The sequence below is a fragment of the Pseudomonas sp. SCA2728.1_7 genome (genome assembly GCF_018138145.1).
GTDB classification, from domain to species: Bacteria; Pseudomonadota; Gammaproteobacteria; order Pseudomonadales; family Pseudomonadaceae; genus Aquipseudomonas; species Aquipseudomonas koreensis_A.
In genome coordinates this window covers 4,381,870-4,402,818 of the sequence record NZ_CP073104.1, presented here as the reverse complement: position 1 = coordinate 4,402,818, position 20,949 = coordinate 4,381,870, and the positions used below count along the sequence as shown (strand labels likewise).

Below are 20,949 nucleotides of genomic sequence, written 5' to 3'. Positions count from 1 at the left end.
GTGAGCAGAAACCATGACCGATAAGCCTCAGGTACCCGCCCGACAGTCCGACGAATCAGCGTCCGAGAGCCTGGAGGCGGCAGCGGTTGCCGCATACCTCGAGGCACATCCGGACTTCTTCGTCGAGCACGAAGAACTGCTGCCCGCCTTGCGCATTCCTCACCAGCGTGGCGATACCGTTTCGCTGGTCGAGCGGCAGATGACCATTCTGCGCGATCGCAACATCGAGATGCGCCACCGCCTCTCGCAGTTGATGGACGTCGCCCGCGACAACGATCGCCTGTTCGACAAGACCCGTCGCCTGATCCTCGCCCTGATGGACGCCGCCAGCCTGGAAGACGTGGTGATCAGCGTCGAAGACAGTCTGCGTCAAGACTTTCAGGTGCCTTTTGTCAGCCTGATCCTGCTCGGTGACAACCCGGCACCGGTCGGTCGCTGGGTCAGCCACGCGGACGCCCAAGTCGCCATCGGCGGCTTGCTCACCGAAGGCAAAAGCGTCAGCGGCAGCCTGCGCGAGCACGAACTGGACTTCCTCTTCGGCGAAGAACAGCGCAAGCAGATCGGCTCTACCGCCGTGGTTGCGGTCAGCCATCAAGGCATCCACGGCATTCTGGCAATCGCCAGCCGTGATCCGCAGCACTACAAGAGTTCGGTCGGCACGCTATTCCTCAGCTACATCGCCGAAGTCATGGGCCGCGTGCTGCCACGGGTCAACAGCTCCCTGCGCTCGGTACGCTGAACATGGAACGGCAACTGGACGCTTACTGCGAACACCTGCGCAGTGAGCGACAGGTGTCGCCGCACACGCTGTCGGCCTACCGCCGCGACCTCGACAAAGTCCTCGGCTGGTGCGTCAAACAGAACATCGGCAGCTGGGCCGCGCTGGATATTCAGCGCCTGCGCAGCCTGATCGCCCGTTTGCATGCGCAAGGTCAATCCTCGCGCAGCCTCGCCCGGCTGCTGTCGGCGGTTCGTGGGCTCTACCACTATCTGAATCGCGAAGGCCTTTGTGACCATGATCCGGCGACCGGTCTGGCGCCGCCGAAAGGCGAACGTCGCCTGCCGAAAACCCTCGACACCGATCGTGCGCTGCAACTGCTTGAAGGTGCGGTCGAGGACGATTTTCTCGCGCGGCGTGATCAGGCAATTCTTGAGCTTTTCTATTCTTCAGGCTTGCGCCTTTCCGAGCTGACCGGGCTTAATCTCGATCAACTCGATCTCGCCGATGGCATGGTTCAGGTGCTCGGCAAGGGCAGCAAAACCCGTCTGTTGCCGGTAGGTAAAAAGGCCCGCGAAGCGATTGAACAATGGCTGCCACTGCGGGCCATGACCCACCCGGCGGACGATGCCGTGTTCGTCAGCCAGCAAGGTCGGCGCCTCGGCCCGAGAGCGATTCAGGTACGGGTCAAACTGGCCGGCGAGCGCGAGCTGGGGCAGAACCTGCACCCGCACATGTTGCGGCACTCCTTCGCCAGCCACTTGCTGGAATCCTCGCAGGATCTGCGCGCGGTGCAGGAATTGCTCGGCCACTCCGACATCAAGACCACGCAGATCTACACCCACCTGGACTTCCAGCACCTGGCGGCGGTCTACGACAGTGCCCACCCACGGGCCAAACGCATGAAAGGCGATGATTCATGAGCATCCAGTTGATCACCTTCGACCTCGACGACACCCTGTGGGACACCGCCCCGGTGATCGTCAGCGCCGAAGCGGTATTGCGCGAATGGCTGAGCGAACATGCGCCGAACCTGGGCGCCGTGCCAGTGGAGCATTTGTGGGCGATTCGTGAGCGTGTACTGGCTAACGAGCCGGGCCTCAAGCATCGGATCAGCGCGCTGCGTCGGCGGGTGTTGTTTCATGCAATGGAAGACGCCGGGTACGCCCATGGCGAAGCATCCGACTTGGCCGACAAGGGATTTGAAGTGTTCCTGCATGCGCGGCATCAGATCGAAGTGTTCCCTGAAGTCGAACCGGTGCTGGAGATTCTCGCCAATCACTATGCGCTTGGCGTGGTCACCAATGGCAATGCCGATGTGCGTCGGCTGGGTCTGGCGGACTACTTCAAGTTTGCGTTGTGCGCCGAAGATATCGGCATCGCCAAACCGGATGCGCGCCTGTTCCACGAGGCGTTGCAGCGCGGCGGCGCCACGGCCGAAACCGCCGTACATATCGGCGATCATCCGGGTGATGACATTGCCGGCGCGCAGCAGGCCGGGTTGCGGGCGATCTGGTTCAACCCGGCGGGTAAGGTCTGGGAAGCGGATCGTTTGCCGGATGCTGAAATCCGTAGCCTCACGGATCTGCCAGCCGTACTCGCACGCTGGAATGCCACCTCGAACTGACACAGTTCCCCTGTAGGAGTGAGCCTGCTCGCGATAGCGGAATGTCAGATACATCTATGTTGACTGACACACCGCTATCGCGAGCAGGCTCACTCCTACAGGGGGATCATTGCGCGTCCGGATACCGGGCATGAAAAAGCCCGCAGCGACGGCGGGCTTTTTCAGCAAGCAAGCGGCACGCCTCAGATAGGGCGGCTACCGTACTTGTTGTCTGGCTTCTTCGGAGGATCGGCGACCACATTGGCCTCCACTTCCTGAACCTTGCCGCCGCGCGACAGGAACTCTTCCATGGCCTTGGCCAGGGCGTCGCGTTCCTTGTTCTTGGCTTCAATGCTCGGCAACTCATCTACCGACACCGCAGCCTTGGCTTTGCCTTTGGCAGCCGGGGCCGGCGTATCGTCGCCACCATCGTCGTCAGCAACGTCTTCCGCTGCTGCTTCCAAGCCTTCCTCGGCCTCGTCTTCGTCGCCTACTTCGAGGTCGTCGTTTTCCAGATCATCGTCGCTCATGTTCTACCTCATGACTTGCGAAAAGCAGATTAGTTATAGACCAGCTTTGGCAACTGTCGAAAGTCGCCGTTAAAAAATCAGTAACCATTGGTGACCAACGGTTTATGCCCCTTCACCGTGCAAGGTGGCGAGGACTTTTCGGGCACCGCCATGATCACGGTGCTCGCCCAGATAAACGCCTTGCCAAGTCCCCAGTGCCAGACGACCTGCCGAAACCGGCAGACTGATCTGGCAGCCAAGCACGCTGGCCTTGAAGTGCGCCGGGAGGTCGTCCAGGCCTTCGTCGTTATGCTCATAGCCGTCTGCTCCTTGTGGGATCAGACGATTGAAAAATCGTTCGAAGTCGCGACGTACCGCCGGATCGGCGTTCTCGTTGATGGTCAACGACGCCGAGGTATGCTGCAGCCACAAATGCAACAGACCGACCCGGCACTCCCTGAGTTCAGGCAGGCCAGCGAGTAACTCGTCCGTTACCAGATGAAAGCCCCGGGGCCGTGCCCGCAGGGTTATCAGAGTCTGTTGCCACATACAGTTCTCCGCACGTTCGGGGCGCATTCTAGCGCGCTCTGGGAAAAAACAAAGGCCCTAATATTCCTGCAATGATGTAAGCCATTGGCCGCAGAAAAACGCTCGTCGTAAACACGACCAAAGCCGTACGAAAAATCCTTTCAGCTGTTCTCTCTGCGACAAATTCCAGACAAAAAAATGCCCGGCGAACCGGGCAAGTTTTTAATGCGCGTACTTACAGGTTGTAGCCGCGTTCGTTGTGTTGTGCCAGATCGAGGCCGACCGACTCTTCTTCCTCGGTCACACGCAGACCCATGACGGCGTCGAGGACCTTGAGGATGATAAAGGTGACGATCGCGGTGTAGATCACCGTGAAGCCCACGCCTTTGACCTGAATCCACACTTGCGCACCGATATCGGTGACGGTGCCGAAGCCACCCAGAGCAGGAGCTGCGAACACACCGGTGAGGATCGCGCCGAGGATACCGCCGATACCGTGCACGCCGAAGGCATCCAGGGAATCGTCATAACCCAGTTTGCGTTTCAGCGTGGTGGCGCAGAAGAAGCACACCACACCTGCAGCCAGACCGATGACCAGTGCGCCCATCGGGCCCACGGTGCCGGCAGCCGGAGTGATCGCGACCAGACCGGCCACCACACCCGAGGCGATGCCCAGCGCGCTTGGCTTGCCGTGGGTGACCCACTCGGCAAACATCCAGCCCAGCGCGGCGGCGGCGGTAGCGATCTGAGTGACCAGCATCGCCATGCCGGCGGTACCGTTGGCCGCCGCAGCGGAACCGGCGTTGAAGCCGAACCAGCCGACCCACAGCATCGCCGCGCCCATCAGGGTGTAACCGAGGTTGTGCGGCGCCATCGGAGTGGTCGGGAAGCCTTTGCGCTTGCCCAATACCAGGCAGGCAATCAGACCGGCCACACCGGCGTTGATGTGCACCACGGTGCCGCCCGCAAAGTCGAGCACGCCCCAGTCCCACATCAGGCCGCCGTTGCCGGACCAGACCATGTGCGCGATCGGTGCATAAACCAGGGTGAACCAGACGCCCATGAAGATCAGCATCGCGGAGAACTTCATCCGCTCGGCGAACGCACCGACGATCAGCGCCGGGGTGATGATCGCGAAGGTCATCTGGAAGGTGATGAACACCGCCTCAGGGAACAGCGCCGCTGGGCCGGTCAGGCTCGAAGGCGTGACACCGGCGAGGAACGCCTTGCCCATGCCGCCGAAGAACGAGTTGAAGTTGACGACGCCCTGCTCCATGCCGGTGGTGTCGAACGCAATGCTGTAGCCATAAATGACCCACAGGATGCTGATCAGACCGGTAATGGCGAAGCACTGCATCATCACGGAAAGAATGTTTTTCGAGCGAACCATGCCGCCGTAGAACAGCGCCAGGCCGGGGATGGTCATGAACAGCACGAGGGCTGTCGAGGTGAGCATCCAGGCGGTGTCGCCGGAATTGAGGACCGGGGCCGCCACTTCGTCTGCCGCCATAGCAAGGCCGGGCATTACGATAGACAACAGGGCTCCTAGCCCTGCGAATTTACGCAGAGTCATATTGTTTTCTCCTGGGGCGTTGGGGTTTGTGGCGGCGGTTAAATCGCGTCGGTATCGGTTTCGCCGGTACGGATGCGGATCGCCTGTTCCAGATTGACCACGAAGATCTTGCCGTCACCGATCTTGCCGGTGTTGGCCGCTTTGGTGATCGCCTCGATCACCCGATCCAGATCCTTGTCGTCGATGGCCACGTCGATTTTCACCTTGGGCAGAAAATCGACCACATATTCCGCGCCGCGATACAGCTCGGTGTGACCCTTCTGCCGGCCGAAGCCTTTGACTTCAGTAACGGTAATGCCCTGCACGCCGATTTCGGACAGCGACTCGCGCACGTCGTCCAACTTGAACGGCTTGATGATGGCAGTGACTAGCTTCATGAAAACTCTCTCCCGAATTGGTGGACTTGCCCCAGGAAAACAAACCCGACTCAAGTCTAAGCGCAGTGCCTGGCTTTGTAACGCATCGTCGGCCGTACCTGCCCGACTGACGCCAGCTAACCGCTGCCGACGAAACTCCCCGCTCCGTCTGCCGCACTGCATTCGTCACAGCGACTGCATCAGTGCATGGGTCGAAGGTGACTAAGCAGAAACCTTGCCATCTCGCCAAAATCCCCTGATTTCAATCCCTTGGCCGCTGCCGCAAGCCATCCCGTGCAAAACGCCATCCGGATACGCACAACAACGGTGCGTCGCCATCCGTCCGCCTGCGCGAAAAGCGTGCATCCCTGACCACGAGATTGACTATAGACACTGCGTGATACACTGCCGGCCATTGTTTCCAGGACATCCACCATGCTCGCGCCCAAAGACTTCCTCGACGCCCTGAGCGGCACCGCCTCCCGCCTGTTCAGCGGCGACACCCCGCTGCCGAAAGCCGAAATCGAAAGCCAGTTCAAGATGCTGCTGCAGAGTGCGTTCAGCAAACTCGACCTGGTCAGCCGTGAAGAATTTGATAGCCAGATGGTTGTGTTGGCGCGCACTCGTGCCCGACTTGAGAGTCTCGAAGCCAAGGTTGCCGAGATGGAAGCCAAGCTGACGCCGCCCGCTGAATAATCCGCTCCCCCTGTAAGAGCTGCCGAAGGCTGCGATCTTTTGATCTCCACCCCTTCAATCTTCTCGGCAACTTCCTACAACTTGCACCACCGCCGTCCGATTGCGCCGAAAAGCCCAGGTTTCTAAGCTCATCCGATGCTGAATGTTCAGCACCGGGTTTGGCGACCCGAACAGCTTAAGGCGCACGACAACCATGATGGCGGCTACATTTACCGCCACATCGTTTCATGGCGGTTGTGCGTGGGAGACCTTCGGGTCTGCCGGGTTCCTTTTGCTCCGGTTCGCCAACCCGCGTACAACTGCCACCCAATCGTTTGGCGACGATTGAGGGCAGCCCCTTAAGCAAGAGGAACTGCACAATGAATCAAGAAGAGACTTATCTGACCCCGCACATCTTCACCCGCCACAAACTCCCCCTCCACGCCCTCCTCATCCAGAACCAACCCTGGTTCTGCGCCCGAGACCTGAGTCGCCTGCTACACATCTACCTCAACGAACGCATGCTGCGAAAACTCGACCCCGACCAATACCAAACCCACAAAACCTTGATCCACAACCAGATCGAAAACACCCTGCTGATCAGCGAATCCGGCATCTACGCCCTCCTCGTCTACCACTACTGCCCCGAATACCGAGCCCTGCGCGAATGGCTCACCCACCAGGTCATCCCCACCCTGCGCGACGCCCAACACCCCAGCACAAGCGAACGCCCACACCTCAGCTTGCTCAACTGGCCGGACATGACGTTGAGTTTGTTGCATTGGAATAATCAGCCGTGGATACGGTTGCAAGATGTGCCACACATGGTGACGGAGCGAGAACAGGCAAACCGCACGGTTGTGAACTCATGGTGGAGAAAGGCTCTGCAATTGATCTGAATTTTTGCGCTGCAACCTCACCAAAGGTCATTTCAGCGATACCACTGAAATGACCTTTTTTGTGTCTTCGTTATCTCCACCCCTCCTACTCCGAAATCCTCCACTCACAGAAGTAACGTCCTACAAAACGCGTCCGCCACGTCTGATTTCGCTGCCCCCTCTCTGCTGGCTATCTTCTGCGACCAGATCCAAACAGATGAAAACAATGAGAAGAAAAGGCAAAGCAACGGATCTTCGTAACCAGACATTCAGATCAAACTCGCGAAAGATCGCCTACAAATTCTTTCTCAAGGACATTGCCCCGAGAATCCCAAATATTGATGCAGCAGCGGTCAAGTTTGAGCCAATTACCCCAGCAGCGATAAAGCAATACTTTCTCTGGGAGGGGCCAACAGTTTTCCCTTGGGATGACGTTGCAGACTGGAAAAGTAAAGATGCGAAAGGTCTGGATTTGGCGATATGGTACAAACAGACTCTTTGCGGCATGTGCTATGCGACCCCGCGCGCAAGCTCTATCTGCTTAAAGATTGTTCTGTTGGAAGGGCATCCGGATAGGGCGCACCCGCTTCGCGGCAGGATCGCGCCAATTGCTCTGCTTGTCGCAGATCACTATGCGCGAGCGCTAGGATGCAAAGAAATCGAGATTCAGGATCCTGATCCGAATGTTGTTTTTTACTACCGGAAACTGGGGTTCGAATTCGACCACACCAACCGGCTTGTCATTTCTGTGAACGGTCAATAACATCGAAATCAACAACCCAATCGCACGAGGTGCGTATGAGCCCAAAAAAGCGAAAGGCAAAGCTTCTTCAGATTGTTGAACTACATCTCGAAGCACTCCGGTTGGCTGGGGATATGTCAGCCAACCAACGGCGATTTATTGAAGTTGCTGTTACGTGTGGGCCAGAGCTTGAGCCAAGCGGCCCGCTGGCCGGTAAAAGATCCTGAGTCAAAAATAAAAAGGCGTCCATAGGACGCCTTTTTTGTGTTTGGAGGAGTAGTCGCAGCGATTCTTTAGCTCCTGGCTTTGCAACCATGGGTTCAGAATCCGACGAGCTGGCCCGTCGTCACTACTTCAGAGAAACCAGCTTTCTCTGCTGCCAAAAATGCGGGGGAGCTTTTACTGGTGCCCAGTCCCGACGAATGCGCAGTTGCAGTCCTCGAGCGGGAGGATCCGTCAATGCCGGGCGAGAGTCAACGCTCCAATTCAGGCAAGCAGTGACAGCCCATCGGGTCTTGATACGTCTTGTAAACCTCTATTTCAGCACTGAAACCCGGCTCAACTACCCTTCAAAAACCCGCAGGAAGCGGCCCCCGATTCAGCTCAAGGAACGACCATGTCTCTCTCCATCGTCCACAGTCGCGCCCAGATTGGCGTGGAAGCCCCCGCTGTCACCGTCGAAGTTCATCTGGCCAATGGTCTGCCGTCGCTGACCATGGTCGGTCTGCCCGAGGCGGCGGTGAAGGAGAGCAAGGATCGGGTGCGCAGCGCGATCATCAATTCCGGGCTGCAGTTTCCGGCGCGGCGGATCACCTTGAATCTGGCACCGGCGGATCTGCCCAAGGATGGTGGGCGGTTTGATCTGGCAATTGCCTTGGGGATTCTGTCGGCGAGTGTGCAGGTGCCGTGTCTGACGCTGGATGATGTGGAATGTCTGGGTGAGTTGGCGTTGTCCGGCGCAGTAAGGGCGGTGCGCGGGGTGTTGCCGGCAGCGTTGGCGGCGCGCAAGGCGGGGCGTGCGCTGGTGGTGCCGCGCGCGAATGCCGAGGAGGCGTGTCTGGCCTCGGGGTTGAAGGTGTTTGCGGTAGATCATTTGCTGGAGGCGGTGGCGCATTTCAATGGGCATACGCCGGTTGAGCCCTATGTATCTGACGGGTTGATGCATGCCAGCAAGCCCTATCCGGACTTGAATGAAGTGCAGGGCCAACTGGCGGCGAAACGGGCGTTGCTGATTGCTGCTGCGGGGGCGCATAACCTGTTGTTCAGCGGGCCTCCGGGAACCGGTAAAACATTGTTGGCCAGCCGATTGCCGGGCCTGCTTCCGCCGCTGACCGAAAGTGAAGCGCTGGAGGTCGCGGCGATTCAGTCAGTTGCCAGTGGCGCGCCACTGACCCATTGGCCGCAGCGTCCCTTCCGGCAACCGCACCATTCGGCATCCGGGCCGGCACTGGTCGGTGGCAGCTCAAAACCGCAACCCGGCGAAATCACCCTGGCCCATCATGGTGTGTTGTTTCTCGACGAACTGCCGGAGTTTGATCGCAAGGTCCTGGAGGTCCTGCGCGAGCCTTTGGAGTCCGGGCATATCGTCATCGCCCGGGCCAAGGATCGCGTGCGTTTTCCCGCGCGCTTTCAGTTGGTGGCCGCGATGAACCCGTGCCCCTGTGGATATCTTGGCGAACCCAGTGGCAAGTGTTCGTGCACGCCGGACATGGTCCAACGCTATCGCAACAAGTTGTCAGGGCCGCTACTGGACCGAATCGATTTGCACTTGACGGTAGCGCGGGAGGCGACAGCGCTGAACCCTGCGGTAAAGCCAGGAGAAGACAGCGCCAGTGCGGCCGCGTTGGTAGCCGAGGCTCGCGAGCGACAACAGAAACGCCAGGGATGTGCCAATGCGTTTCTTGATCTGCCAGGCCTGCGTCGTCACTGCAAGTTATCCACAGCCGATGAGACCTGGCTGGAGTCAGCCTGTGAACGGCTGACCCTGTCACTGCGCTCAGCGCACAGGTTGCTCAAGGTCGCCAGGACATTGGCCGATCTGAGCCAGGAAAAGGACATCACGCGCGAACACTTGGCGGAGGCTTTGCAGTATCGCCCGGCAACACAATGAAAATGACAACGCTCCTCGCAACGGACTGCCCCGAAAATAACCATCGAGCGCTGATGGCCATTGACCGACATGTGATATAACGACAGCGCTCTTTTTTACGACTTATCCGTCTATCGTCAAGACATCGAGCATTTTTCAGCGTGGAAATGGAGGCGGGATATCATGGACAAGATTTCTACTGTTCACCGGGCAAAGCCGCTCGATCAACCAGCGTATTCATAACCCAGGCCAAACCTGGCCTGGGTGCGTGTATCTGGTCATTAGCTTAAATCCAGACAACTAAAAAAGCCCTCGCCCGACGTTATTACTCCGTTTGACATTGGCCTTATTTAAACAACTAAAAAAGCAAAACTTCATTATGAAAACAGTTTATTTGCTCAGCAACGTGGCGGACGGTGGCAAAACATATCTCGAGTATCTGATCCCGGCGCTCAACTCGCTTCGAGAAAAATATAACTGTGTCGTCCTCAACACTGATCGCACCGGCTCAAGCCGGGAGGAAGTCGAAGCCGTCCTCGATTACCCGGTAAAGCAGGTTGGCAATGACTTCATTGCGAGCCTGAAATCGCAGGTTGTCATCTCAAATGATGCCTACGCCGGGCGTCTGCTGGACCATTCAAATTTTGGCATCTTCATCAGCCACGGCAATGTCGGGATGCCGACCAAAGACAAGTATTACTACGCTGAGCTGACCTCTTACTGGGATGCGATCATCTCCTCTTCCCGGTCGGGCTTTGATTTGATGACGGCCGGGCTGCAGGCATACCGTCGCGACAGAAAGGCCCTGAAAACAATGTTGATCGATGGGCTGGCCTTGCGTTCGGACATGCGCATCACCAGCCCGGTCGCTACGCTGCCGGTGAAGATTCCCGGCATCTTTGAATCATCACCGCCTGCGAAAAAAACCTCGGACGACTATGTCGTAGGGCTTCTGCCGACCCAAGTGGGTATCTGCCCGAACGGGGCGACACTGTATGAAAACCTGCAGACCGTCATCAATGCAGTCAAGTCGCAAATTCCCCACGCAACCTTCATCTTGCGTCCGTATATGGCCGAACTTTCCCATCCGACCGTGAAGGATCTGTGCGAGCAACTGTCTGCCCATGACTGGATAACCATCGACAAGGCAGGGACCAGCAGCACAGTTTTCTACGCACAATGCGACACGGTCATCACCGATGCATCCACCGGTGGCGTTTCGTTCATGCTCAACACCTGCAAGCTGCCGATTTATTACGTGCCCTTTACCGAAGAGAGCAATCTCACGGTCGACGCCTGGCTAAAGCAAATGGACAACCTGTTGCCAATTGCCAGAAGCAGCAATGAGCTCAGAGACATGGCACTAGGGTTCAGCCTGCTGAAACCGGAAGATAGCTATTACATATACAACAAGTTCTACCAGGCACAATACCGCGACTTGCCCCTGCCTCAGGAAGTGTTCCACGACCTGATTGAATACCGGCACGAGTCGAAGTATTGCCCGCTCTCGATTGACTCTTTCGGGGACATTAACGAGCGGGACAAACAGTAAAATAACGCAGGCCTGACCTCATGCGAGGAAACAGCCTGCCGATACACTCGAATCGAACACAAGTCAGAACACTATGAAATGTGATGCGGGTGGACAGGTAATCTGGATTACGGGCCTTTCAGGAGCGGGCAAATCAACGCTGGCCGGTGAATTGGTTGCCAGACTGCGTGCTGAAAGACGATCGGTGGTCATGCTCGATGGCGATGAATTGCGCGAAGTATTCGGCGCAGCCGCTGCCAACTCACAGAACCATGGCCGCGAAGGTCGCCTGGCCCTCGCTCTGCAATACGCTCGTCTGTGCAAAATGATCGCTGCACAGGGACAAACCGTGGTGATCGCCACGATCTCGCTGTTTCGCGAGGTTCACGAGTGGAACCGCGCCCACCTGCCCAAATATTTCGAGATTTATCTGAAGGTGCCCGTCGAGGAGTTGCGTCGTCGCGACCCCAAGGACATCTATCGCCGTTTCGATGCAGGCGAACTGCACAACGTTGCCGGGCTCGACCTGGCCATTGATGAACCGCTGGCCGCCGACTGCCTGGTTGAGTTCGATCGCGAACGCTCCAGCCAACACCTGGCCGATGATTTGCTCCCTAAAATTCTTCGAAGGAACTGACTATGAAAACCGAATGGGACTACACCACTCTGGCCGATGCCTATTTGAAGCGCCCTGACTACGCCGACGCGGCCATCGACGCCATGCTGTCGATTGCCGGTGCCGAGCAAGGCGACAAGTTCTGCGACGTCGGCGCGGGTGTTGCGCACTTGACGCTGATGCTGGCCGCCCGCGGCCTGGATGTCACAGCGGTAGAACCCAACGACGCGATGCGCGGTAATGGCATCAAGCGCACCGCCGAACTGCCGAACGTCAAATGGCACGAAGGCACCGGTGAAGCTACCGGCCAGTCGACGCAAGCGTTCGACATGGTCACCTTCGGCAGCTCCTTCAACGTCTGCGATCGTCAGCAGGCCCTCAAGGAAACCGCGCGTATTCTCAAGCCGCGCGGCTGGTTTGCCTGCATGTGGAACCACCGCAATCTGGAAGACCCGATCCAGGCGCGCATCGAAGCGATCATCAAAGAGCGCGTGGCCGGTTATGGCTACGGCACCCGTCGCGAAGACCAGACTGCCGTGATCGACGCCAGCGAACTGTTCGGCCCGGTCGTGCATCTGGATGCCCGCGTGATTCACGAGCAGTCGATCGAAGAATGCCTCGAAGCCTGGCGCTCGCACGCCACGCTGGAGCGTCAGGCTGGCGCCAGCTTCCATGAAGTGATCGCGGCCATCGACGACTACCTGAAAAGCCTGCAGACGCCGTCGATCCAGATTCCGTACTCGACCAACATCTGGGTTGCTCAACTGAGATAACCGCTGATGGCCCTGCATTTCTCAACCAAGGCCGGCACCCTGACCAGCCTGCAAGGGCGGCTCGCCTCGGCGCACATTGCGCCGTTGCTGGCGTTCACTGTGGCGGACTGGCAACTGGATCAGCGCGCCTGCGTTGAGAACATCCAGCGTCGGCTGCCGAGCGCTCCGTGGATCGTACGCTCCAGTTGCGGACGCGAGGACAGTGCGCAGGCGTCATTCGCCGGCGCCTTCCTGTCGGTGCCGAATGTCGATGAGGCTGGACTGGTCTCGGCGATCGAACACGTCATCGCCAGTTACGGCGATGTGCACCTGACTGACGAGATCCTGATTCAGCCAATGCTCGGCAATGTGCTGCGCTCCGGCGTGGCCTTCTCTCACGACCCCAACACCTGCGCACCGTATCGCGTGGTGAACTGGTCGGAGGGCGATGACACCGCCGCCGTCACTGGCGGCATGGGTGGGCGGCTCTGGCAGCAGGCGGCGCACAGTGCAGTGGCAGCGCCCGCGTCGCTCGCACCGGTGGTGGCCTTGCTCGAGGAATTGCTCAGCCTGTTTGGTGATCGGCCGGTCGACTGCGAGTTCGCAGTCACCCGCGATGCTGAAGGCGAGACACTCTGGCTGCTGCAAGCCCGGCCACTGATTCTGCCGACGGCGCCTGAGTCTGCGGCCACCCAGTTCGCCCGCCTGCAAAGCATTCAGAGCAAAGTCGAACGCGGCATGCGTCCGCATCCATTTCTGATCGGTCAGCGCACGGTGTACGGCGTAATGCCCGACTGGAACCCGGCCGAGATCATCGGTATCCGGCCCAAACCGCTGGCGCTTTCGCTGTATCGGGATCTGGTCACTGACTCGATCTGGGCCTACCAGCGCCACAACTATGGCTACCGTAACTTGCGCAGCTTCCCGCTGATGCCGCATTTTTTCGGTCTGCCGTATATCGACGTGCGTCTGTCGTTCAACTCGTTCATTCCGGCCGATCTTGATGAAGGACTGGCGGGGCGCTTGGTCGATTACTACATCGATCGCTTGCTGGCGGAACCGACGCTGCACGACAAGGTAGAGTTCGAGATCGTTTTCTCCTGCTACACCCTCGACTTGTCGCAGCAACTGGAGCGTTTGCGCAGTGCCGGTTTTCTTGAGCATGAACTGGACGCCATCAGCACCAGTCTGCGCAAGCTGACCAACCGCATCGTGCACCCCAAGGACGGTTTGTGGCGCAGCGATGCCAACAAGCTCGAGGTGCTCAACGCTCGTCGCGAAGAGCTGCTGGCCTCCAATGCCGATCCACTCGAACGCATCTACTGGCTGCTGGAGGATGCCAAGCGTTACGGCACGCTGCCCTTCGCCGGGCTGGCCCGCGCCGGGTTTGTTGCCGTGCAGATGCTGCGATCGCTGGTCAGCGTCGGCGTGTTTTCGCAGGCGGATTACGATGCGTTCATGGCCGGGGTTTCCACGGTCAGCGGGCAGTTGGCCCGTGACCGCGCCACCCTCGACAAAACCACGTTCCTCGCCCGTTACGGGCATTTGCGACCGGGCACTTACGACATCCTCTCGCCGCGTTACGACGAGGCGCCGGAGCTGTATTTCGACTGGACGCAAAGCCCCGCCGCGCCGGAACCGCTGCGACCGTTTTCCCTGACGCTGCCGCAGATGCGCGAAATCGTCAAACAGCTCGAGGCCCATGGCCTGCAGCCTGATCCGGTGGGGCTGCTGGACTTCCTGCAGAACGGCATCGAGCTGCGCGAGCTGGCCAAGTTTCACTTCACGCGTAACCTCTCCGATGCCTTGGCGCTGATCGCGCAGGTCGGTGCGCAGTACGGCATTGATCGTGAGGATCTGGCCTATTGCGACATCAGCGCCTTCCAGGAGCTGCATGTCGCCGCAGCAGATCCGAAGGAAGTGCTGATGCGCAGCATCGAACAGGGCAAGGCGCGTTATGCCGAAACGCTCAAGGTGTCGCTACCGCCGGTGATCACCTGCCCAGAAGATGTCTGGTGTTTCGAGTGGCCGGAAACGGCGCCCAACTTCATCACGCAAAAACGCGTGACCGCGCCGGTGGTGCTGTGTGATGACCGGGAAAAACTCGCCGGGGCGATCGTCTGCATTCCCAATGCCGATCCGGGATTTGACTGGCTGTTCGCCTACCCGATTGCCGGGCTGATCACCGCGTGGGGCGGGGCCAATTCGCACATGGCGATCCGTGCCGGTGAACTTGGTTTGCCGGCGGTGATTGGCGCCGGCGAAGTGCTCTACCGTCGCTGGTCGACGGCGGACTTTCTGCACCTCGATTGTCCGGGGCGCCGAGTAGAGCTGATGTCATGAAAGTGGTCGCGATCAGCCAGCGTGTCGACACACACCCTGAGCGCGGCGAAAACCGTGATGCGCTGGATCAGCGCCTGATCGCGTTTGTGCTGGCGGCAGGTTTTATCCCTGTGCCAGTGCCCAACGGCTGGAAATCACCCGATGACCTCGACCGCTGGCTGGCGGCGGTAAACCCGCAAGCCATCGTGCTGTCGGGCGGCAATGACATCGGTCAGTGCCCGGCTCGCGACCTCACCGAAAGCAGGCTGCTGGACCACGCACAGGCGCGCCATCTGCCGTTGCTGGGGATTTGCCGGGGTATGCAGATGCTTGCGCACTGGTCGGGTGTCTCGTTGAAACCGGTCACCGGCCATGTACGCACCCGGCATCAGTTATCCGGGCAGATCGCCGCCGAGGTCAACAGCTATCACTCCCTCGCCCTCGCCGATTGCCCGCCCGGGTTCGAGGTGCTGGCGCGCAGCGAGGACGGCGAAATCGAAGCGATCCGCCACCTGCAACGACCGTGGCAGGGCTGGATGTGGCACCCGGAGCGTGAAAACGATTTCGCGTCGCACGACCTTCAGCGTCTGCAGCAACTGTTTGGCGAAACCGAATCCACTGAAGAACTCACGGGATAGACCTGTTGTGAAAGCCATTATTCTGGCTGCCGGACGTGGCAGCCGCATGAAAAGCCTCACCGATGAACGTCCAAAATGTCTGGTCGAATTGCGCGGTAAACCGCTGCTGGAATGGCAGCTGGAGTCATTGCGGGCAGCGGGTATCAGCGACATCGCGGTGGTGACCGGCTACAAGCGCGAGCTGCTGGCGGGGCGTGGTCTGAGCGAGTTTCACAACCCGCGCTGGGCCGAAACCAACATGGTTTCGTCACTGGCCTGCGCCGAGTCCTGGCTTCAGGGCGAGCCGTGCATCGTCAGCTATTCGGATATTTTCTACAGCCCTGTTGCCGTGCAGTCGTTGATCAACTGCGAAGCAACGCTGGCCGTAACCTACGATCCCAACTGGTTGCAACTGTGGACCGAGCGCTTCGGCGACCCATTGCTGGATGCCGAAACCTTTCGCCTGAGCGCCACGCACACATTGGCCGAAATCGGCAACAAGCCGCAATCGGTGGACGATGTTCAGGGGCAGTACATGGGGCTTTTGCGCTTCACGCCCGAAGGCTGGGCGGAAGTCGTACGGCTGCGTGCCGAACTGTCGCCGCAGCAACGTGACAGCATGCACATGACCAACACCCTGCAACGCGTTATCGATGCCGGTCGTGTACAGATTGAAGCCGTCGCCTACACCGGCGAATGGGGAGAGGTCGACTCCAGTGAAGACCTCTCGGTGTATCAATAAGGCGCCGGCGTCTTAACGGAACCGGTCAACCTCCTGACGCAGTTCGGCCGCCAGGCTTTCCAGTTCCTTGGCGGTCACGGCCAGATTCGACACCACTTCACGCTGCTCACTGTTAGCCATGGCAATGCTTTGCAGGTTGCTGCTCAGCAAGGTCGCTGTGCTGCTCTGCTCCTGAGTCGCCGTGGTAATCGCGGCAAACTGCTGACCCGCCGAACGGCTCTGTTCGTCGATGCGCGCCAGCGCCGAGGCGACATTGGCGTTACGCGACAGACCTTCCTGCATCAGCACATTGCCCTGTTCCATGGTGCTGATCGCGTTGCCGGTTTCCTGCTGGATGCTGTGGATCATGCTGGAAATTTCATCCGTGGCCTGGCGAGTTCGCGAGGCGAGGCTGCGCACTTCATCCGCAACCACGGCAAAGCCGCGTCCTTGTTCGCCGGCACGGGCGGCTTCAATAGCGGCGTTGAGTGCCAGCAAGTTGGTTTGTTCGGCAATCGAAGTAATCACGCCGACGATGCCGCCAATTTCCTGCGAACGCTGACCGAGGGTGTTGATCACGGTGGCGGTGCTGTTCAGAGCACCAGCGATTTGCTCAAGCGAGGACGACGCTTCTTCCATCGAGCTGCGACCGATCTGGGTTTGCTGAGCGTTTTCCTGCGCCAGACGCTGGGTCGCGCCCATGTTGTCGGCAATGTTCAGCGAGGTTGCGCTGAACTCTTCCACCGCACCGGCCATGCTGGTGATTTCACCGGACTGCTGCTCCATGCCCTCATAGGCACCGCCGGACAAACCGGACAACGCCTGCGCACGGCTGTTAACTTCTTGCGAGGCACGACGGATGTGCTCAACCATGGTCGATAAAGCCTGACTCATCTGATTGAACGCGCGAGACAGCTGACCGATTTCGTCGTTGCTCGAGACGTTCAGACGCACGCTCAGATCACCGGCGCCCAAGGCCTCGGCCTGACGTACCAGATCGCTCAGTGGTGCCAGTTTGCTGCGCAGCAACCAGACTACGGAACCGACCGCCAACAACATCGCCAACAGGCTGCCGATCGCCAATTGCGTACCGACGCTCCAGGTCACCGCGCGAATCTCGGCTTTCGGCATGCTCGCCACCACCGACCACGGCCCGCCGTCGAAAGGCACGGCAACGCTGTAGAAATCCTCGGATTTGTCGTCCCAGAACTGACCTTTGCCCGGTGTTTTCGCCAGACCATTGATCACCGGAATCGCCTGATCCAGTGCCTGCACACCCGCCGGGGCGACCAGCCATTTGTTTTGCTCGTCGAGCAGCGCCAGGGAACCGGTCTGGCCGATGCGGAAGCGCTTCAGGTTATCGAACTGGGCATTTTGCGCGTCGGTGTAATCGAAGCCGACGAACAGCACTGCAATCACCTTGCCGCTGCCGTCACGCACTGGCGTGTACTGAGTCATGTAGGAACGATCGAACAGCAAGGCGCGACCGACATACCCCTGTCCTGCCATCAGCTTCGCGTAGGCCGGGTGTGCGTGGTCGAGCAAGGTGCCGATGGCGCGAGTGCCGTCCTGTTTGGTCAGCGAGGTGCTGACCCGTACGAAGTCTTCGCCGCTGCGCACGAACAGTGTGGCAACACCGGCGGTCATTTGCTTGAACTCGTCGACTTCCTTGAAGTTGTTGTTCAAGACTTCGCTGCCCAGGTGCAAGCCCGGGGTCTGGGTGCCTGCCACCGTCACCGGTTCACTCGGGTGAATGCTCAGACCCGCGCTGAAGCGCTTCTCGAACAACCCGCTCAGGCGCTGGGTGCTTTCACGCAGCGTGCCGTGAAAGGTACTCAGTTGGTCGGCCAGCAGCCGCGCCTCACTGGCCAGATGCTCTTCACGGGTGGCGAGGTTGGCGGAATCCAGCGAACGCAAGGCGAACACCGTACTGCCACTGATGACTATCGCCAGTATCACGGCGAGGGCGAGGCCTAACTGTGAGGCGATCCGAGCGCGAGGTTGAGACATGACAGCTCCTGGCCGAACTTTCCGATCCTCCTTGATCGCAGCTCGGATAATTTTTAATAGTGGGGGTGAATCGTGGATACCGGCACGACGGTTCCACATGCACGTATTCGGCGGTAAAGCCGAATACTTGAGCGAGCAGCAGGGTTATGGCACAAGGCCGGCATTGTGGCGGCTCGAACGTTTCAGCTCAAGCGTCTTACATCCGGCAGTTCCATGGCGCGGACTTCGCCTTGCAGAAAGTCGCTGAGGCGGCGCAAACGTTCACCTCCCGGGCGGGTTTTTGGCCACACCAGGTAATAATTCAGTCCGCTGGCGACGGCCGTCGGCCACGGCAGGCTCAGTCTTCCCTGCGCCACATCCTCGGCGACCATCAACAGATCACCCATCGATACACCGTAACCGCGTGCCGCCGCGATCATGCCCAGTTCGAGGGTATCGAATACCTGTCCGCCCTTGAGCGACACCTGATCGGACAGCCCCATGTGCTCCAGCCAACTGCGCCAGTCGCGACGGTCGGGTGTCGGGTGAAGTAACTCAGTACAGGCCAGCCGAGCCAGATCCCACGGCTGATCATTCAGCAGGTTAGGCGCCCCCACCGGAATCAGCTCTTCAGGAAACAGCAGGCTGGCCTCCCAGTCCGGCGGAAAATGCCCGTCACTCAACAACACAGCACAGTCGAAAGGCTCATCGTTGAAGTCCACCGAATCGACATCCATCCAGGCGCTGGTCAGTTGCACTTCGTTGCCCGGCTGCAAGTGGCGGAAGCGACTGAGCCGCGCCAGCAGCCAGCGCATGGTCAGGGTCGACGGCGCCTTCATGCGCAGAATGTCATCTTCGGCGCGCAAGGTATTGCAGGCACGCTCCAGCGCACCGAAGCCTTCGCGGATTCCCGGCAACAGCAAACGCGCCGCTTCGGTCAGTTGCAGATTGCGCCCGCTGCGATGAAACAGCCGACAGGCGAAGTGATCTTCGAGGGTTCGAATATGCCGGCTCACCGCACTCTGGGTAATCGACAACTCTTCAGCCGCACGGGTGAACGAGCTATGTCGCGCCGCCGCTTCAAATGCGCGCAGGGCATACAAGGGAGGAAGACGACGGGACATACAGAAAGCTCCTATAGCGGGATGCAGCCGGACTGACAGAATCTGATCAGGATGAGTTTTACTCATGCAATCCATCCTTTTTATCCCTTTGTGCAACGCGTGCCAAGCGCCGAGAATCAACGCTCTCCTGTTCCCTCTGAAATCGAGTGGTGATGACCATGCAGCATCCTGTGCGTACCGAACTCTGGGCCATCCTGCGGCTGGCAGGGCCGTTGATTGCTTCACAGTTGGCGCACATGTTGATGGTGCTGACTGACACTTTAATGATGGCGCGCCTCAGTCCGGAAGCGTTGGCTGGCGGCGGACTGGGTGCGGCGACTTATTCGTTCGTGTCGATTTTCTGCATCGGCGTGATTGCGGCGGTCGGCACGCTGGTGGCGATTCGCAAAGGTGCCGGCGACATCATTGGCGCCGCACGGCTGACCCAGGCCGGGTTGTGGCTGGCGTGGCTGATGGCGCTGGGCGCCGGGCTGCTGTTGTGGAACCTGAAACCGGTGTTGCTGTTGTTCGGCCAGACCGAAACCAACGTCAACGCTGCCGGGCAATTTCTGATTGCCCTGCCCTTCGCCCTGCCCGGTTACTTGAGCTTCATGGCCCTGCGCGGTTTCACCAGTGCAATCGGCCGGGCAACCCCGGTGATGGTCATCAGCCTTGCCGGCACGGTGGCGAATTTCCTGCTCAATTACGCGCTGATCACCGGCATGTTCGGTCTGCCGAAAATGGGCCTGACGGGGATCGGCCTGGTCACGGCAATCGTTGCCAACTGCATGGCGTTGGCATTGGCCTGGCACATCCGTCGGCATCCGGCGTATGACGCTTATCCATTGCGTGCAGGCTTGTCGCGACCCAACCGGCAATATCTCAAAGAATTGTGGCGTCTCGGCCTGCCAATCGGCGGCACCTACGCGGTGGAGGTCGGTTTGTTCGCCTTCGCGGCGCTGTGCATGGGCACCATGGGCAGCACGCAGTTGGGCGCGCACCAGATTGCCCTGCAGATTGTTTCGGTGGCATTCATGGTGCCGGCGGGCATGTCGTATGCGATCACCATGCGTGTCGGCCAGCATTACGGTGCCGGGCAATTGAGCGATGCACGGATGTCCGGGCGGGTCGGGATCGTCTTTGGCGCCGTGGTCATGCTGGGTTTCGCCATGGTGTTCTGGTTGCTGCCGAACCAGTTGGTCGGGTTGTTTCTCGATCACAACGATCCGGCGTTTGCCGAGGTGATTCGTCTGGCGGTGAGCCTGTTGGCGGTGGCGGCGTGGTTCGAGCTGTTCGACGGCACGCAGACGATTGCCATGGGCTGCATTCGAGGGCTCAAGGATGCCAAGACCACGTTTCTGGTCGGGCTCGGCTGCTATTGGCTGATCGGTGCACCGGCCGCGTGGTGGATGGCGTTCCACCTCAACTGGGGGCCGACGGGCGTCTGGTGGGGGTTGGCGCTGGGGTTGGCGTGTGCGGCGGTGAGTTTGACGCTGGCGTTCGAGTGGAAGATGAAGCGGATGATTCGGCTGGAGCCTGCGTCATCAAGTCAGTTCACTGTCCCGCAGACCGACTGAGATCCCTTGTAGGAGTGAGCCTGCTCGCGATAGCGGTGTGTCAGACA

General features: G+C 59.4%; 20 protein-coding genes. 14 read left to right on the top strand and 6 right to left on the bottom strand.

The window, feature by feature from the left end:
• The first annotated feature begins 13 nt into the window (after positions 1-13).
• From KBP52_RS19545 to KBP52_RS19535, 3 genes are read left to right on the top strand one after another with little or no spacing between them, the layout of a single operon-like run.
• A complete protein-coding gene (locus tag KBP52_RS19545) occupies positions 14-739 on the top strand; it encodes a DUF484 family protein (protein WP_212620791.1) in 726 nt (241 codons plus the stop codon).
• 2 nt (positions 740-741) lie between these two features.
• Positions 742-1,641, top strand: coding sequence for a tyrosine recombinase XerC (gene xerC / locus KBP52_RS19540; RefSeq protein ID WP_116028490.1), 900 nt, complete (start codon positions 742-744; stop codon positions 1,639-1,641).
• A complete protein-coding gene (locus KBP52_RS19535) occupies positions 1,638-2,345 on the top strand; it encodes an HAD-IA family hydrolase (protein ID WP_212620790.1) in 708 nt (235 codons plus the stop codon). The genes xerC and KBP52_RS19535 overlap by 4 nt, the downstream gene beginning before the upstream one ends.
• 182 nt (positions 2,346-2,527) lie before the next feature.
• Here KBP52_RS19535 and sutA read toward each other — a convergent pair whose 3' ends face one another.
• From sutA to glnK, 4 genes are all read right to left on the bottom strand, one after another.
• Entirely contained in the window at positions 2,528-2,854 is a 327-nt protein-coding gene (gene sutA / locus KBP52_RS19530) for a transcriptional regulator SutA (RefSeq protein WP_007920420.1), read from the bottom strand.
• Positions 2,855-2,956: 102 nt separating this feature from the next.
• Positions 2,957-3,382 (bottom strand): secondary thiamine-phosphate synthase enzyme YjbQ, encoded by a 426-nt coding sequence (locus KBP52_RS19525; protein ID WP_077575016.1) that lies wholly within the window; start codon positions 3,380-3,382, stop codon positions 2,957-2,959.
• 214 nt (positions 3,383-3,596) lie between these two features.
• The gene (locus KBP52_RS19520) at positions 3,597-4,934 is read right to left on the bottom strand and encodes an ammonium transporter (RefSeq protein WP_116028493.1); all 1,338 of its coding nucleotides are present in this window, start codon (positions 4,932-4,934) and stop codon (positions 3,597-3,599) included.
• A gap of 38 nt (positions 4,935-4,972) precedes the next feature.
• Entirely contained in the window at positions 4,973-5,311 is a 339-nt protein-coding gene (gene glnK / locus KBP52_RS19515) for a P-II family nitrogen regulator (protein ID WP_002555808.1), read from the bottom strand.
• A gap of 414 nt (positions 5,312-5,725) precedes the next feature.
• Between glnK and KBP52_RS19510 the strand changes: the two genes are divergently transcribed.
• From KBP52_RS19510 to KBP52_RS19465, 10 genes are all read left to right on the top strand, one after another.
• Positions 5,726-5,986: an accessory factor UbiK family protein gene (locus KBP52_RS19510; RefSeq protein WP_007920416.1), complete on the top strand. Its 261-nt coding sequence runs from the start codon at positions 5,726-5,728 to the stop codon at positions 5,984-5,986.
• 359 nt (positions 5,987-6,345) lie between these two features.
• The gene (locus KBP52_RS19505) at positions 6,346-6,864 is read left to right on the top strand and encodes a Bro-N domain-containing protein (protein ID WP_116028494.1); all 519 of its coding nucleotides are present in this window, start codon (positions 6,346-6,348) and stop codon (positions 6,862-6,864) included.
• A gap of 196 nt (positions 6,865-7,060) precedes the next feature.
• The gene (locus KBP52_RS19500) at positions 7,061-7,606 is read left to right on the top strand and encodes an N-acetyltransferase (RefSeq protein ID WP_311196406.1); all 546 of its coding nucleotides are present in this window, start codon (positions 7,061-7,063) and stop codon (positions 7,604-7,606) included.
• Between the two features lie 595 nt (positions 7,607-8,201).
• A complete protein-coding gene (locus KBP52_RS19495) occupies positions 8,202-9,695 on the top strand; it encodes a YifB family Mg chelatase-like AAA ATPase (protein ID WP_077575019.1) in 1,494 nt (497 codons plus the stop codon).
• 358 nt (positions 9,696-10,053) lie between these two features.
• On the top strand, positions 10,054-11,226 hold the full coding sequence (locus KBP52_RS19490) for a hypothetical protein (protein ID WP_212620789.1): 1,173 nt from the start codon (positions 10,054-10,056) through the stop codon (positions 11,224-11,226).
• 73 nt (positions 11,227-11,299) lie between these two features.
• Positions 11,300-11,842 carry an adenylyl-sulfate kinase gene (locus tag KBP52_RS19485; protein ID WP_116028501.1) on the top strand — a complete coding sequence of 181 codons (543 nt, stop codon included), beginning with the start codon at positions 11,300-11,302 and terminating at the stop codon, positions 11,840-11,842.
• 2 nt (positions 11,843-11,844) lie between these two features.
• Complete coding sequence (locus tag KBP52_RS19480) at positions 11,845-12,594, top strand: methyltransferase domain-containing protein (RefSeq protein WP_077575022.1); 750 nt, start codon at positions 11,845-11,847, stop codon at positions 12,592-12,594.
• Between the two features lie 6 nt (positions 12,595-12,600).
• A complete protein-coding gene (locus tag KBP52_RS19475; RefSeq protein ID WP_212620788.1) occupies positions 12,601-14,916 on the top strand; it encodes a PEP-utilizing enzyme in 2,316 nt (771 codons plus the stop codon).
• Positions 14,913-15,533: a gamma-glutamyl-gamma-aminobutyrate hydrolase family protein gene (locus KBP52_RS19470; RefSeq protein ID WP_077575024.1), complete on the top strand. Its 621-nt coding sequence runs from the start codon at positions 14,913-14,915 to the stop codon at positions 15,531-15,533. The genes KBP52_RS19475 and KBP52_RS19470 overlap by 4 nt, the downstream gene beginning before the upstream one ends.
• Positions 15,534-15,540: 7 nt before the next feature.
• Positions 15,541-16,254, top strand: a complete 714-nt coding sequence (locus tag KBP52_RS19465; RefSeq protein ID WP_116028504.1) for a phosphocholine cytidylyltransferase family protein — start codon at positions 15,541-15,543, stop codon at positions 16,252-16,254.
• Positions 16,255-16,266: 12 nt separating this feature from the next.
• Here the strand turns inward: KBP52_RS19465 and KBP52_RS19460 are convergent, their stop codons facing one another.
• Both KBP52_RS19460 and KBP52_RS19455 read right to left on the bottom strand, forming a co-directional pair.
• On the bottom strand, positions 16,267-18,243 hold the full coding sequence (locus KBP52_RS19460; RefSeq protein WP_077575026.1) for a methyl-accepting chemotaxis protein: 1,977 nt from the start codon (positions 18,241-18,243) through the stop codon (positions 16,267-16,269).
• Between the two features lie 182 nt (positions 18,244-18,425).
• Entirely contained in the window at positions 18,426-19,346 is a 921-nt protein-coding gene (locus tag KBP52_RS19455; protein WP_077575027.1) for a LysR substrate-binding domain-containing protein, read from the bottom strand.
• 158 nt (positions 19,347-19,504) lie between these two features.
• Between KBP52_RS19455 and KBP52_RS19450 the strand changes: the two genes are divergently transcribed.
• Positions 19,505-20,902: a NorM family multidrug efflux MATE transporter gene (locus KBP52_RS19450; protein ID WP_077575038.1), complete on the top strand. Its 1,398-nt coding sequence runs from the start codon at positions 19,505-19,507 to the stop codon at positions 20,900-20,902.
• Positions 20,903-20,949 lie beyond the last annotated feature (47 nt).

What these genes read in the sequence shown, in the direction of transcription:
- KBP52_RS19460 (WP_077575026.1), bottom strand. Translation starts at nt 18,243, where the DNA reads ATGTCTCAACCTCGCGCTCGGATCGCCTCACAGTTAGGCCTCGCCCTC.
- KBP52_RS19500 (WP_311196406.1), top strand. Translation starts at nt 7,061, where the DNA reads ATGAAAACAATGAGAAGAAAAGGCAAAGCAACGGATCTTCGTAACCAG.
- KBP52_RS19480 (WP_077575022.1), top strand. Translation starts at nt 11,845, where the DNA reads ATGAAAACCGAATGGGACTACACCACTCTGGCCGATGCCTATTTGAAG.
- xerC (WP_116028490.1), top strand. Translation starts at nt 742, where the DNA reads ATGGAACGGCAACTGGACGCTTACTGCGAACACCTGCGCAGTGAGCGA.
- KBP52_RS19545 (WP_212620791.1), top strand. Translation starts at nt 14, where the DNA reads ATGACCGATAAGCCTCAGGTACCCGCCCGACAGTCCGACGAATCAGCG.
- KBP52_RS19510 (WP_007920416.1), top strand. Translation starts at nt 5,726, where the DNA reads ATGCTCGCGCCCAAAGACTTCCTCGACGCCCTGAGCGGCACCGCCTCC.
- KBP52_RS19490 (WP_212620789.1), top strand. Translation starts at nt 10,054, where the DNA reads ATGAAAACAGTTTATTTGCTCAGCAACGTGGCGGACGGTGGCAAAACA.
- KBP52_RS19505 (WP_116028494.1), top strand. Translation starts at nt 6,346, where the DNA reads ATGAATCAAGAAGAGACTTATCTGACCCCGCACATCTTCACCCGCCAC.
- KBP52_RS19520 (WP_116028493.1), bottom strand. Translation starts at nt 4,934, where the DNA reads ATGACTCTGCGTAAATTCGCAGGGCTAGGAGCCCTGTTGTCTATCGTA.
- KBP52_RS19455 (WP_077575027.1), bottom strand. Translation starts at nt 19,346, where the DNA reads ATGTCCCGTCGTCTTCCTCCCTTGTATGCCCTGCGCGCATTTGAAGCG.
- glnK (WP_002555808.1), bottom strand. Translation starts at nt 5,311, where the DNA reads ATGAAGCTAGTCACTGCCATCATCAAGCCGTTCAAGTTGGACGACGTG.
- KBP52_RS19495 (WP_077575019.1), top strand. Translation starts at nt 8,202, where the DNA reads ATGTCTCTCTCCATCGTCCACAGTCGCGCCCAGATTGGCGTGGAAGCC.
- KBP52_RS19525 (WP_077575016.1), bottom strand. Translation starts at nt 3,382, where the DNA reads ATGTGGCAACAGACTCTGATAACCCTGCGGGCACGGCCCCGGGGCTTT.
- sutA (WP_007920420.1), bottom strand. Translation starts at nt 2,854, where the DNA reads ATGAGCGACGATGATCTGGAAAACGACGACCTCGAAGTAGGCGACGAA.
- KBP52_RS19450 (WP_077575038.1), top strand. Translation starts at nt 19,505, where the DNA reads ATGCAGCATCCTGTGCGTACCGAACTCTGGGCCATCCTGCGGCTGGCA.
- KBP52_RS19470 (WP_077575024.1), top strand. Translation starts at nt 14,913, where the DNA reads ATGAAAGTGGTCGCGATCAGCCAGCGTGTCGACACACACCCTGAGCGC.
- KBP52_RS19485 (WP_116028501.1), top strand. Translation starts at nt 11,300, where the DNA reads ATGAAATGTGATGCGGGTGGACAGGTAATCTGGATTACGGGCCTTTCA.
- KBP52_RS19475 (WP_212620788.1), top strand. Translation starts at nt 12,601, where the DNA reads ATGGCCCTGCATTTCTCAACCAAGGCCGGCACCCTGACCAGCCTGCAA.
- KBP52_RS19535 (WP_212620790.1), top strand. Translation starts at nt 1,638, where the DNA reads ATGAGCATCCAGTTGATCACCTTCGACCTCGACGACACCCTGTGGGAC.